Origin of the sequence: Cellulosimicrobium sp. Marseille-Q4280 (assembly GCF_943181405.1) — a bacterium.
In the GTDB taxonomy this organism is placed as follows: domain Bacteria; phylum Actinomycetota; class Actinomycetes; order Actinomycetales; family Cellulomonadaceae; genus Cellulosimicrobium.
Genome location: NZ_CALPBY010000001.1, coordinates 914,536 through 926,719 on the forward strand (window position 1 = coordinate 914,536; position 12,184 = coordinate 926,719).

At 73.6% G+C, this 12,184-nt stretch carries 11 protein-coding genes; 8 read left to right on the forward strand and 3 right to left on the reverse strand.

The genetic code is table 11. The features are described 5' to 3' along the window. The first annotated feature begins 90 nt into the window (after positions 1 to 90). Complete coding sequence (locus tag NFS20_RS04045) at positions 91 to 1,029, forward strand: alpha/beta fold hydrolase (RefSeq protein ID WP_251150430.1); 939 nt, start codon at positions 91 to 93, stop codon at positions 1,027 to 1,029. Further along, positions 1,022 to 1,612, forward strand: coding sequence for a TetR/AcrR family transcriptional regulator (locus NFS20_RS04050; RefSeq protein ID WP_251150431.1), 591 nt, complete (start codon positions 1,022 to 1,024; stop codon positions 1,610 to 1,612). The genes NFS20_RS04045 and NFS20_RS04050 overlap by 8 nt, the downstream gene beginning before the upstream one ends. 101 nt (positions 1,613 to 1,713) lie before the next feature. Here NFS20_RS04050 and NFS20_RS04055 read toward each other — a convergent pair whose 3' ends face one another. Then, complete coding sequence (locus tag NFS20_RS04055; RefSeq protein WP_251150432.1) at positions 1,714 to 3,120, reverse strand: cystathionine beta-synthase; 1,407 nt, start codon at positions 3,118 to 3,120, stop codon at positions 1,714 to 1,716. Between the two features lie 149 nt (positions 3,121 to 3,269). On the opposite strand from NFS20_RS04055, the gene NFS20_RS04060 reads away from it, so the two are divergent. After that, on the forward strand, positions 3,270 to 4,004 hold the full coding sequence (locus NFS20_RS04060) for a DUF5701 family protein (RefSeq protein WP_251150433.1): 735 nt from the start codon (positions 3,270 to 3,272) through the stop codon (positions 4,002 to 4,004). Between the two features lie 87 nt (positions 4,005 to 4,091). Here the strand turns inward: NFS20_RS04060 and NFS20_RS04065 are convergent, their stop codons facing one another. Together NFS20_RS04065 and NFS20_RS04070 are read right to left on the reverse strand one after the other, a co-directional pair. After that, positions 4,092 to 4,559: a hypothetical protein gene (locus NFS20_RS04065; RefSeq protein WP_251150434.1), complete on the reverse strand. Its 468-nt coding sequence runs from the start codon at positions 4,557 to 4,559 to the stop codon at positions 4,092 to 4,094. Between the two features lie 56 nt (positions 4,560 to 4,615). Further along, positions 4,616 to 5,500 (reverse strand): Bax inhibitor-1/YccA family protein, encoded by an 885-nt coding sequence (locus tag NFS20_RS04070; protein WP_251150435.1) that lies wholly within the window; start codon positions 5,498 to 5,500, stop codon positions 4,616 to 4,618. A gap of 340 nt (positions 5,501 to 5,840) precedes the next feature. Here NFS20_RS04070 and NFS20_RS04075 point away from each other — a divergent pair, with 340 nt between their 5' ends. The 5 genes from NFS20_RS04075 to NFS20_RS04095 all read left to right on the forward strand — a co-directional run bounded on the left by NFS20_RS04075 (position 5,841) and on the right by NFS20_RS04095 (position 12,123). Next, on the forward strand, positions 5,841 to 6,839 hold the full coding sequence (locus NFS20_RS04075; protein ID WP_251150436.1) for an ABC transporter ATP-binding protein: 999 nt from the start codon (positions 5,841 to 5,843) through the stop codon (positions 6,837 to 6,839). After that, positions 6,836 to 7,681 (forward strand): ABC transporter permease, encoded by an 846-nt coding sequence (locus NFS20_RS04080; RefSeq protein WP_251150437.1) that lies wholly within the window; start codon positions 6,836 to 6,838, stop codon positions 7,679 to 7,681. The genes NFS20_RS04075 and NFS20_RS04080 overlap by 4 nt, the downstream gene beginning before the upstream one ends. Next, positions 7,678 to 9,114: a sensor histidine kinase gene (locus NFS20_RS04085; protein WP_251150438.1), complete on the forward strand. Its 1,437-nt coding sequence runs from the start codon at positions 7,678 to 7,680 to the stop codon at positions 9,112 to 9,114. The genes NFS20_RS04080 and NFS20_RS04085 overlap by 4 nt, the downstream gene beginning before the upstream one ends. Further along, on the forward strand, positions 9,111 to 9,845 hold the full coding sequence (locus NFS20_RS04090) for a response regulator (protein WP_251150439.1): 735 nt from the start codon (positions 9,111 to 9,113) through the stop codon (positions 9,843 to 9,845). The genes NFS20_RS04085 and NFS20_RS04090 overlap by 4 nt, the downstream gene beginning before the upstream one ends. A gap of 112 nt (positions 9,846 to 9,957) precedes the next feature. After that, complete coding sequence (locus tag NFS20_RS04095) at positions 9,958 to 12,123, forward strand: catalase (protein WP_251150440.1); 2,166 nt, start codon at positions 9,958 to 9,960, stop codon at positions 12,121 to 12,123. Positions 12,124 to 12,184: the final 61 nt, after the last annotated feature.

Genomic DNA, 12,184 nt, shown 5'->3' on the forward strand with positions numbered 1-12,184 from the left:
TCCACCTTACGCGGCGCGTCCTGGGAGGGCTCGAGAGCCCTCGGGCGGAAGGCCTTGCCATCCGCGGCTAATGCTATTAGCCTTTTGGCTATGACACAGCGCCAGACGTCTCCCGTCGTCCACCACCTGTCGCGACCCGCGGGCCGCCTCGCGTACACCGACGAGGGCACGGGCCCGCTCGTCGTGGCCGTCCCCGGCATGGGCGACCTCCGCGCGACCTACGACGACGTCGCCCCCGCCCTCGTCGACGCCGGTCACCGCGTCGTCGTGATGGACCTGCGCGGCCACGGCGACAGCGGCACGACGTTCGCGACGCACGGCGACGAGGCCACCGCGTCGGACTACGTCGCGCTCGTCGAGCACCTCGACGCCGGGCCCGCCGTCCTGCTGGGGAGCTCGATGGCCGCCTCGGCCGCCGTGGTCGCCGCGGCCGAGCGGCCGGACCTCGTGCGCGGCCTCGTCCTCCTCGACGGGTTCCTGCGCGAGCCGGCCTCGCACGCGAAGCAGCGCGCGATGCGCCTGCTGTACCGCGCGCTCTTCGTGCGACCGTGGGGCGCGGCGGCGTGGGCGTCCTTCTACGGGACGCTCGTCAAGGGCCGCCGTCCCGCACGGCTCTCCGCGCACCAGGCCGCGATCCGCGCGAACCTCTCCGAACCCGGCCGGTTGCGCTCGTTCCGGCACCTGTGCCTCCAGCTCGACCACTCCGTCGTCGAGCCCCGGGTCCCGCGCGTGCAGGCGCCCGCGCTCGCGATCTTCGGCGCGCTCGACCCGGACTATGCCGACCCGGTCGCCGAGGCCGCGTGGGCCGAGGCGTCCCTCGGGGCGACGACGCTCGTCCTGCCCGAGGTGGGCCACTACCCGCAGCTCCAGGCACCCGACGAGGTCGTGGCCGCAGTCCTCCCGTTCCTGGCCGGGCTGCCGGACGCGGCGGCCGTGCGCGCGACCGGCGAGCAGGAAGCGCGCGGGACCGGCGAGCGGGACGAGCGCGCGACCGGCGAGCGGGGAGCGCGGAGCGGCGGCCGTGGCTAGGGCCGGGCTGTCGCGCGACGCGGTGGTGCGGATCGCGCTCGGGCTCGTCGACGACGGCGGGCCGACCGGCTTCGCCGACCTCTCGCTCGCGAAGGTCGCGGCGCAGGCCGGCGTCGCGACCCCCAGCCTGTACAAGCACGTCGCGTCCCTGGCCGAGCTGCGGCGCGAGGTCTCGGTCGTCTGCGTCGAGGACCTCACGCGGGCGATGACCGACGCGACGGTCGGGCTCTCCGGCGCCGACGCCGTCGTCGCGCTGGCCCACGCGATCCGCGACGTCGCGCGGTCACGTCCTGGCCGGTACGCGGCGTCGCAGGTCGCGCCGGACCCGGACGACCCCGCGGCGGCGCCGCTGATCGAGGCCGCGGCACGCAGCGTGCACGTCGTCGCCGCGGTCCTGCGCGGCTTCGACCTGCCCCCGGACCGCACGATCGACGCGGTCCGCTCGCTGCGGGCGAGCGTGCACGGCTTCGTGCACCTCGAGCTCGGCGGCGGCTTCCGCCTCCCCGACGACCTCGACGCGAGCTTCACCGCCCACGTCGCGATGATCCTCGCCGGCCTCGAGAGGCTCGCCCGGCCGTCCTGACCCGGGCCCACCCGCCGAGCACGGGATTCTCCACCGGATCCGGTCGGAAACGGTCGCAGATCCCGTGCTCGGCGGTGGATGATCCCGTGCTCGGCCGCGGCTCAGGTCGCGAGGAAGCCCAGGAGGTCGTGACGCGTGAGCACGCCCGCGGGGTCGCCGTCCTCGACGACGAGCAGCGCGTCGGCGTCGTGCAGCGCCTCGCGGATCGCCTCGACGCCCTCACCGGCCCCGATGAGCGGGAACCGCGGCTCCATGTGCTTGTCCACGCGGTCGGCGAGCGACGCGCGCCCCGAGAAGACGGCGTCGAGCAGCTCCCGCTCGCTCACCGACCCCGCGACCTCGCCGATCTTCACGGGCGGCTCCGCGCCGACGACCGGCATCTGCGAGACGCCGTACTCGCGCAGGATCTCGATCGCGTCGCGCACGGTCTCGTTGGGGTGGGTGTGCACGAGGTCGGGCATGCGACCGTCCTTCGCGCGCAGGACGTCTCCCGCGGTGACACCCTCCTCGGCGGGCAGGAAGCCGTACGACCGCATCCACGCGTCGTTGAAGATCTTCGACATGTAGCCACGACCGCTGTCGGGCAGGAGCACGACGATCACCGCGCGCGCCGCGGCCTCGGGGTCCTCGTCCTGGAGCCGGCGCGCGAGCCGCAGCGTCGCCTCGACCGCCATGCCGCACGAGCCGCCGACGAGCAGGCCCTCCTCGCGCGCGAGCCGTCGCGTCATGGCGAACGAGTCCGCGTCGGTCACGGGGATGACCTCGTCGGGCACCGCGGGGTCGTACGCGGTGGGCCAGAAGTCCTCGCCCACGCCCTCGACGAGGTACGGGCGCCCGTCCCCGCCCGAGTACACGGAACCGGCCGGGTCCGCGCCGACGACGCGGACCCGCCCGCCGTCGTCGGGCCCGCGGTCCGCCGAGGCCTCGTGGAGGTACCGGCCGGTCCCGGTGATCGTGCCGCCCGTACCCACGCCCGTGACGAAGTGCGTCACGCGTCCGTCGGTGTCCGCCCAGATCTCGGGCCCGGTGGACTCGTAGTGCGACAGGGGCCCGTTCTGGTTGGCGTACTGGTTCGGCTTCCAGGCGCCCGGGATCTCCTGCACCAGCCGGTCGGAGACCGAGTAGTAGGAGTCGGGGTGGTCCGGCGCGACGGCCGTCGGCGTCACGACGACGCGCGCCCCGTACGCGCGCAGCACGTCCCGCTTGTCCTGGCTCACCTTGTCGGGGCAGACGAACACGCAGTCGTAGCCCTTGCGCTGCGCGACGAGCGCGAGCCCGACCCCGGTGTTCCCGGACGTCGGCTCGACGATCGTGCCGCCCGGCCTCAGCTCGCCCGACGCCTCGGCCGCCTCGACCATCTTGAGGGCGATCCGGTCCTTCACGGAGCCGCCGGGGTTCACGTACTCGACCTTGGCGAGGATCGTCGCCGACAGCCCTTGCGTGACGCGGGTCAGCCTGACGAGCGGGGTGCCGCCGACGAGCTCGGAGATGTGCTCTGCGTATCTCATCCTCTGATCATCGCCGATCCCGGGACGCCTCACCGACCGCGCGGAGCGGGCGGTCGCACGCCGCACCAACCCGGACACCCCTCCGGCGGGAATTTCCGTACGGTGTAGAACGTTGGCCCGTCTGCCTGCCCCCGATCGAGAGGTGCTCCGTGACCACGACCGCCCCCACCGCCGTTCCCGCGACCAGCGCCGTTCCCGCGACCACCGCCGTTCCCGCGACGAACACCGTCCCGCCCCTGCCCTCGCTCGCCGACCAGGCCGAACGGCTCGTCGCGCTCGGTGTCCCCGCGCTCGCCGGGCTGACGGACGACGCCGTGCGCACGGCGGCCGCCGAGCTCGCGACGACGGCCCCGCCCGGCTCGCTCCTCGTCGTCGACCCGGCGCTCGCACCGCCGTCCGCCCTCGCCCCGCTGCTGCGCCTGCCGGTGCGCGGCGGCGAGAAGGACGGGTTCGTCGTCGTCGACATGGACGACGTCGACCGGTTCGCCCCGATCGACGGCCTCGAGATCCCCGAGGGCGCGGTGTACGCCGTGACCGCCGTCGAGCGCGGCGACGAGATGGCGAACTGGTCGCCCGACGAGGCGCTGCCGGAGATCACGCGCCGCGGTCGCACGCCCCTGCTGCTCGCCGAGGGGATCCACTGGGCGCTCCAGGTGCCGGGCGTCGTCGCGCGCAACCACTGCTACATGACGATCGGCTCCCGCCTGCGCAAGCCCGGCGGGACGCTCGACACCCGCACCCCCGCGATCTGGATCTCCAACGGCACGGGTCGCGACGGCCGCGAGCGCCGCGGCGCGCCGAAGGTCGGCTGGTGCTGGGCGGGCAACCGCCACACGTGGCTCGGCTTCGCCTCCGCCGCCTCTCGCCACCACCTCCCGGCCTGACACCACCACCTGCCTGGACGTAGGCATGAGATGGGCCCGGTTCTCGGTGAAGAACCGGGCCCATCTCGCGCCCAGGACGGGCGGGGGTCAGCCGAGGAAGCCCAGCAGCGCGACGAGCACCACCGCGACGACGAGCCCCACGACGAGCACCGGGCGGCCCGCCGCCTCGCGCGCCGTGAGGCGGCCCAGCCCGGCACCGACCGCCGCGGTGATGCCGACGACGAGCGCCGCCCCCGCGATCAGCGCGCCCCCGCCGCGCGCCCCGGCGTCGGCGAGCTGGTTCGCCAGACCGCCCGCGAGGAGCGATCCCCACAGGGCGCCCGCGACGAGCCCGAGTCCGGCGAAGACGAGCGCGGCCCGACCGTCGGTCGCGCCCTTCGTGACCCGCGTGCCGAGCCACGCGACGGCCGCGCCGGCGGTCGGGACGCTGAGCAGGACGAGGAGCGCGGCGAACGGCAGGTACGCGGGCGGCGCGCCGGACAGGACCATGTACAGCACCTGGACGCCGAGCATCGCCGCCGCGGCGACGGCCAGGCCGGCGGCAAAGACCGGCACCCGCGGCGGAGAGGTCTCCGCCGCGGGTGCCGGTCCGCGTGAGTCTCGCGCCACCGTCAGTCGCTGCTCTGCAGGATGGCGAACAGGCGCAGGAACTCGAGGTAGAGCCAGATCAGGGTCACGAGCAGGCCGAACGCGGCCGACCACGCGAACTTGGCCGGCACGCCGCCCTCGACGCCGCGCTTGATGGAGTCGAAGTCGACGATGAGCGACGCGGCCGCGAGTCCCACCGCGAAGAGGCTGATGACGATGCCGAGCGTGCCGCCGCGCAGGCCCCAGCCGTCGAGCGCGCCGAACATGAGCAGCACGACGTTGACGAGCGAGAACGCGAGGTAGCCGACCATCGCGATGATCAGCCAGCGCGTGAACTTCGGCGTGACACGGACCTTGCCGGAGCGGAAGAGGAACAGCGCCGCGGCGAAGGTCGCGACCGTCGCGACGACGGCCGACGGCACGACGCCGTCGTAGAAGCTCTCGTAGTACGCGCTGATGCCACCGAGGAACACACCCTGGGCGACGGTGTACAGCGTGATGAGCAGCGGGCTCGGGTTGCGCTTGAACGCGTTGACGAGACCGAGCACGAGGCCGGCGATCGCGCCGATCGGCCACAGGCCCGGCGCGATCAGCCACGTCGCGGCGCCGACGACCACGAGCAGGGCCAGCAGGCCGCCCGTCTTCATGATGACGTCGTCGTACGTGAGGCGCTTGGTGTCCGCGGTCGTGGCGGCCGGCGCGTCGTACATCTGGTTCAGCGTGGCCGCGTCGGCGGCCTGCGCGCCGTGCTGGCCCCACTGACCCGCCTGGGGCGGCGTGCCGTAGGCGGGGTTCTGCCCCTGCGCCGGCGGCGTGCCGTACGCGGGCCCCGCCTGGGTGGCGGCCCCTCCGCGCTGGTTCTTCGGATCACCGAAGACCGCGCTGTTGTTGAAGACGGGGTTGCTCATGAGCTCCTCCTGGTCGCGGCGTCCACTCTTGCAGCGGGCCTCGTCATCGGCGTTCCTGCCTCGAGTCGGGTGTCGCTGGCCTGACGTTCATCCTACGGAACGTGCGAGTCCCGGTCACTGTTCCCGCGGACGATCCCGTCGTCGCCACCGGTGGCCCACGAGGACCACGCACCCTGACCGGCGTACACCGCACGGGGTACGCCAGGCGAACCACCGGGCGCCGAACATACGCCGGAAGGTGGCTGACCGGCGTCGGGCACCGGACCTAGGCTCGACGACGACCCCACGACACACACCCGAGCGGGCCGCGGCCCGCACAGCACCCTGGAGAGGGCGAGCCATGATCGAAGCACGCGGCCTGACCAAGCGGTACGGGCCCAAGACGGCGGTGGACGGCATCTCGTTCACCGTCCGCCCCGGGACCGTCACCGGGTTCCTCGGCCCGAACGGCGCCGGCAAGTCCACGACCATGCGCATGATCATGGGACTGGACCGCCCGACGGCCGGGACCGTCACTGTCAACGGACGCCCCTACGCGCAGCACCGCTCCCCCCTCACCGAGGTGGGCGCGCTGCTCGACGCGAAGGCCGTCCACACCGGGCGCTCCGCCTACAACCACCTCCGCGCGATGGCCGCCACCCACGGCATCCCGACGAAGCGCGTCGACGAGGTCATCGAGATGACGGGCCTGCAGTCGGTCGCGAAGAAGCGCGTCGGCGGCTTCTCGCTCGGCATGGGGCAGCGCCTCGGCATCGCGTCGGCTCTGCTCGGCGACCCGAAGACGCTCATCCTCGACGAGCCGGTCAACGGCCTCGACCCCGAGGGCGTCCTGTGGGTCCGCAACCTCGCGAAGTACCTCGCGTCCGAGGGCCGCACGGTCTTCCTCTCGAGCCACCTCATGAGCGAGGTCGCCGTCACCGCGGACCACATCGTCGTCATCGGCAAGGGCCGCATCATCGCGGACGCCCCCGTGGGCGACATCGTCAACGGGACCCAGCAGCGCACCGTCCGCGTCCGGACGCCGCACGCGACCCAGCTCGCGGAGCTCCTCACGCGCGACGGCTCCACCGTCACGAGCGACGAGCCCAGCCTGCTCGTCGTCTCGGGAGCCGACGCCGCGGGCATCGGCGAGCTCGCCGCCGCACAGGGCTTCGTGCTCCACGAGCTCACTCCCGTCGCGTCCACGCTCGAGGACGCGTACATGGCCCTCACGGCCGACTCCGTCGAGTACCAGACCGAGTCCGCGCAGATCCACGTCGGGCACGGCGCCACGGGTTCCGTCCCGGCCGGCGTCGCGCCGGGCGCACCCGTCCAGACCCCCGAAGGAGCGCAGCGATGACCGCCGCAGCAGTGTCCGCCGGCCCCACGGCGACCCGGGCCACCCCCTACCGCCTCGGCTTCGGCCACGTGCTGCGCTCCGAGTGGATCAAGTTCCGCTCCCTGCGCTCCACCTGGTGGACGATCGGCACGACGATCGTCGTCATGGTGCTGTTCAGCCTGTCGATGGCCGCGTCGCTCAACTTCGCCGCCGACTCGCCCGAGATGGCCGCGGAGATGGGCAACATCTCGACGGTCCAGGCGATCGTCCTCGGGTACATCTTCGCCCAGCTGTCGGTCGCGGTCCTCGGTGCGCTCGTCATCACCGGCGAGTACTCGACGGGCATGATCCGCTCGACGCTCGCCGCCGTCCCGACCCGCCTGCCCGCGCTGTGGGCCAAGGCCGGGATCATCGGCGTCGTGACCTTCGTCGTGGGGCTCGTCGGCATCGCGCTGTCCTATGTGGCGACCGCGCCGATGCTGTCCGGCAACGACCTCGTCCCGGACCTCGGCGACCCGGTCGTCCAGCGCGTGATCCTCGCGTGCGCCGGCTACCTCGCGCTCGTCGCCCTCCTGGCGGTCGGGGTCGGGACGATCATGCGCCACTCCGCCGGCAGCATCTTCACGCTCGTCGCGTTCCTCTTCGTCCTGCCGCTGGTCGCGAGCTTCCTGTCCCAGGACTGGGTGCGCGACGTCGAGAAGTTCCTCCCGATGAACCTCGCGACGGCCATGATGACGGTCAACGACGCCGACGCCGGGATGGTCGAGGTGCTCTCCCCGGGTGCCGCGACCGGGGCGATGGCCGGGTGGGCCGTCCTGTCCCTCGCCGTCGCGGCCTTCGTGCTCAAGCGCCGGGACGCGTGACCACCCCGCACCTCACCCCGCCGACGCCGGACGAGCCCACCGCTCGTCCGGCGTCGGCCGCTCCGCGCACGCTCGCCATGCGGCCGGCGCCGCAGCCGTTCACGGAGCTCGACGCCCGTCGCCTCGGGCCCGTCCGCCGCTACTTCGCCCAGCACCCGCGCGTCATGGACTGGGTCGTCGTGGGGCTCTTCGTCGTGCCGGGCCTGTTCTACGCGCTCGCCATGCCCGAGGGCGCCGGCTCGGACCTCGCAGTGCTCGCGTTCTCCCTCGCCGGTGGTACCGCGCTCCTGTGGCGGCGCCGGCGCCCGGTGACCGTCGCACTGGCCGTCGCCGTCCTGGGGTCCGCCGCGATCGGCGTCACGGGTGACACCGCGGGCTACGAGGTCGCCGCGATGTTCGCCCTCTACGCGGTCGCAGCGGCACGGTCGCCCCGCGTCGCCTGGCCGACGCTCGCGGCCGTGGTGCTGCCGATCTCGACGGCGACCTTCCTCTGGTACCACATGAGCACCACCGAGGACGGCGAGTTCGTGCGGACGAGCGCGGCACCCGGCGAGCCGACGGTCGACCGCGTCGTGAGCGTCCTCGTGACGACGATTCTGTGCCTGATCGCCATGGCCGTCGGCTCGAACGTCCGCGCCCGGCGGCAGCACGTCGCCGACCTCGTCGAGCGCGCCAACTCGCTCGCCCGCGACCGCGACCAGCAGGCGCAGCTCGCCGTCGCCGCGGAGCGCACGCGCATCGCGCGCGAGATGCACGACGTCGTCGCGCACTCCATCACCGTCATGGTGGCCCTCGCCGACGGTGCGAAGGCGTCCGGCGCCAAGAACCCCGAGCTCGCGGGCCACGCCCTGGACGAGCTCACCGAGACCGGGCGCGCGGCGCTCGCCGACATGCGCCGCGTCCTCGGCGTGCTGCGCGAGCCCGGCGCGGGGACCACGTCCGCTCCCCTCGCCCCGACGCACGAGCCCACCGAGCTCGAGGACATCATCGAGCGTTACCGCACCGCGGGCCTGCCCGTGCGCCTCGTCCGCCGGGGTGCCCAACCGGCGCTGGAGCCCACCGTGCGTCAGGCCGCGCACCGCATCGTGCAGGAGGCGCTGACCAACGTGCTCCGGTACGCGCCGCTGTCGCCGATCGTCCTCGTCGAGGTCGTCCGCTGGGACCGCACGGCGTCGCGCGAGGGAGACTGGCTCGAGCTGCGCGTCGTCAACCGGTCCGGTCGGCGGCCCGGCGAGGGCACCGGCGTCGACGACCGCGCCCTGCCGCCGTCCGTGGCCGCGCACCACCCTGCCGACGTCCCCGTGGGCACCGGGCGCGGCATCATCGGGATGCGCGAGAGGGCGGCCGTGCACGGGGGTAGCGTGACGGCCGGCCCGGTCGGCGACGGCTGGGAGGTCGTGGCGCGCCTGCGCCTGGACGGAGAGCACCGATGACGGGAACGGGAGGGGCCGTGGGCCACGACGACGGGACGGCAGCAGGGGGCACGATCCGCGTGCTGCTCGTCGACGACCAGGCGCTGCTGCGGATGGGCTTCCGCATGATCCTGGCCGCCGAGGACGACATCGAGGTCGTCGGCGAGGCCGGGGACGGCGCGACCGGCATCGCGCAGGCGTCGGCGCTGCGCCCCGACGTCGTGCTCATGGACGTGCGCATGCCCGGGACCAACGGCATCGAGGCGACGGAGCGGATCGTCGCCGAGACGCCGTCGTCGCGGGTCATCATCCTCACGACGTTCGACCTCGACGAGTACGCGTTCTCCGCCCTGCGCGCCGGCGCGAGCGGGTTCCTCCTCAAGGACGCGAAGCCGGGCGAGCTCGTCGGTGCGATCCGCGCCGTCGCGAGCGGCGACGCGGCGATGTCCCCGCGCATCACGCGGCGGATGCTCGAGATGTTCTCCGGGCAGCTCCCGGAGGACGGCGCGGCACCGGCCACCGCGGCGACCGGTCGCGACGACCCCCGGCTCGCCCAGCTGACGGCCCGCGAGCTCGAGGTGTTCGAGGCGCTGGGCGAGGGCCTGACGAACGCCGAGATCGCCGAGCAGTTCGTGCTCTCGGAGGCCACGGTCAAGACGCACGTCGGCCGCGTGCTGGGCAAGCTCGGCCTGCGCGACCGCGTGCAGGCCGTGGTGCTGGCGTACGAGACGGGTGTGGCCCGGCCCGGCTGACCGCGCCCCGCGGCGTGCCCGCCTGCCGTGTCGACCCGCGAGTCGTCGCGGCGTGCGAGCGACGCCTCCGCTTCGCAGGGTGGAGGCTCACCTAGCGGAAGGGCTCGCCACCATGACCGACGACACCACCAGGGACGAGCAGCGGCCGACGGCGCCGGAGGCGCACGGCACGCGACACCACGAGCACGACGAGGGCCGCCACGCCTCGCCCGCGCCGCGGAGCGCGACGGGATGCCCGTGGCAGCCGGGCGGCCCGGACCCGCGCGCCCAGGCCGGCGACCGGCTGACGACGGCCCAGGGGCTGCGGGTCGACGACACCGACCACTCGCTGAAGGCCGGGCCGCGCGGTCCGCTGCTCGTGGAGGACCACCACTTCCGCGAGAAGATCACGCACTTCGACCACGAGCGGATCCCGGAGCGCGTGGTGCACGCGCGCGGCGCGGGGGCGCACGGCACGTTCCGCGCCTACGGCAACGCGGCGAGCGTCACGAGGGCGGCGTTCCTCGCCGAGGCGGACCGCGAGACCGACGTCTTCGTGCGCTTCTCGACCGTGCTGGGTTCGCGGGGCTCGGCCGACACGGTGCGTGACGTCCGCGGGTTCGCGACGAAGTTCTACACCGCCGAGGGCACGTTCGACCTCGTCGGGAACAACCTCCCCGTCTTCTTCATCCAGGACGCGATCAAGTTCCCCGACGTCATCCACGCGGGCAAGCCGCACCCCGACCGCGAGATCCCCCAGGCGCAGAGCGCGCACGACACGTTCTGGGACTTCATCTCCTCGCACACCGAGTCCACGCACATGGCGATGTGGGCGATGTCGGACCGCGGGATCCCGCGCAGCTACCGCACGATGGAGGGCTTCGGGGTCCACACGTTCCGCCTGGAGGCGAGCGACGGGACGACGTCGCTCGTGAAGTTCCACTGGAAGCCCGTGCTCGGCGTGCACTCGCTCGTGTGGGAGGAGGCGCAGATCGCCCAGGGCGCCGACCCCGACTTCCACCGCCGCGACCTCGCCGACGCGATCGACGCCGGAGCGTTCCCGCAGTGGGAGCTCGGGCTGCAGGTCATGCCCGACACCCCTGAGGAGACCTTCGAGGGCATCGACCTGCTCGACCCGACGAAGATCGTCCCGGAGGAGCTGTGCCCGGTGCAGCGCGTCGGGGTCCTCACGCTGACCGCCAACCCGACGAACTACTTCGCCGAGACGGAGCAGGTCGCGTTCCACGTCGACCACCTGGTCCCCGGCATCCAGGTCACGAACGACCCGCTCATGCAGGGCCGGCTCTTCTCGTACCTCGACACGCAGCTCTCGCGCCTCGGGGGTCCCAACTTCGCGCAGCTCCCGATCAACCGCCCGCACGCGCCCGTGAACGACATGCTGCGCGACGGCATGCACCAGACCGCCGTGCACGAGGGGATCGTCGCGTACAAGCCCAACGCGATCGACGACGACCGTCCGCTCGCCTCGCCGGAGGACGGCTTCGTCACGATCGCCACGCCGGTCGACGGCGCGAAGGTCCGGCAGAGCCCCGTCTCGTTCGCGGACCACTTCACGCAGGCCCGGCTGTTCTGGCTCTCGCTCACGCCGGTCGAGCACGCGCACGAGGTCGAGGCGTACACGTTCGAGCTCGGCAAGTGCCGTCGCGCCGAGGTCCGCGAGCGCATGCTGGCGAGCCTCGCGCAGGTGGACGCCGAGCTCGCGACGCGCGTCGCGGCCGGACTCGGTCTGCCCGCACCGGACGCGGAGGTGCCCGACGCCGTCCCCTCCCCTGCGCTCTCGCAGGTGCCGCAGGAGCCGGGTCGTGTCGACGGCCGCGTCGTCGGCGTCCTCGTGTCCGACGGCGGGGACCTGGGCGTGGTGGACGCCCTGCGGTCGGCGCTGGGCGACGATCAGGTGGTCGTGCGCGTCGTCGCCGCCCACGGCGGTGACGTGACGTCCGGCGGCACGTCCGAGACCGTGGACCGCACGATCCTCACGACGCGCTCGATCGAGTACGACGCCGTCGTGGTCGCCGACGGCACCGCAGGGACACCGATCGGCACCGACCCGCGCACGGCCGTCCTCCTGCAGGAGGCGTTCCGGCACGGCAAGGCGATCGCCGCCGTCGGCGACGGCCAGGACGTCCTCACGGCGGCCGGCATCGACACCGCCGCACCCGACGTCACGACGAACGACGCAGCGGCCGACCCCTCCGACCTCGCGCGCACGCTCCGCACGGCACTCGGCCTCCACCGCTCGTGGGAGCGCCTCGCCACCCTCGCGGGCCTCACGGCCTGACGGCAGCGAACCCTGGCCGCGGACGACCGCGACCAGGGTTCGCCCGCGCGACCGCGGTACT

Coding starts and splice junctions, on each gene's coding strand:
- NFS20_RS04045 (WP_251150430.1), top strand. CDS start 91: ATGACACAGCGCCAGACGTCTCCCGTCGTCCACCACCTGTCGCGACCC.
- NFS20_RS04055 (WP_251150432.1), bottom strand. CDS start 3,120: ATGAGATACGCAGAGCACATCTCCGAGCTCGTCGGCGGCACCCCGCTC.
- NFS20_RS04070 (WP_251150435.1), bottom strand. CDS start 5,500: ATGAGCAACCCCGTCTTCAACAACAGCGCGGTCTTCGGTGATCCGAAG.
- NFS20_RS04075 (WP_251150436.1), top strand. CDS start 5,841: ATGATCGAAGCACGCGGCCTGACCAAGCGGTACGGGCCCAAGACGGCG.
- NFS20_RS04080 (WP_251150437.1), top strand. CDS start 6,836: ATGACCGCCGCAGCAGTGTCCGCCGGCCCCACGGCGACCCGGGCCACC.
- NFS20_RS04090 (WP_251150439.1), top strand. CDS start 9,111: ATGACGGGAACGGGAGGGGCCGTGGGCCACGACGACGGGACGGCAGCA.
- NFS20_RS04095 (WP_251150440.1), top strand. CDS start 9,958: ATGACCGACGACACCACCAGGGACGAGCAGCGGCCGACGGCGCCGGAG.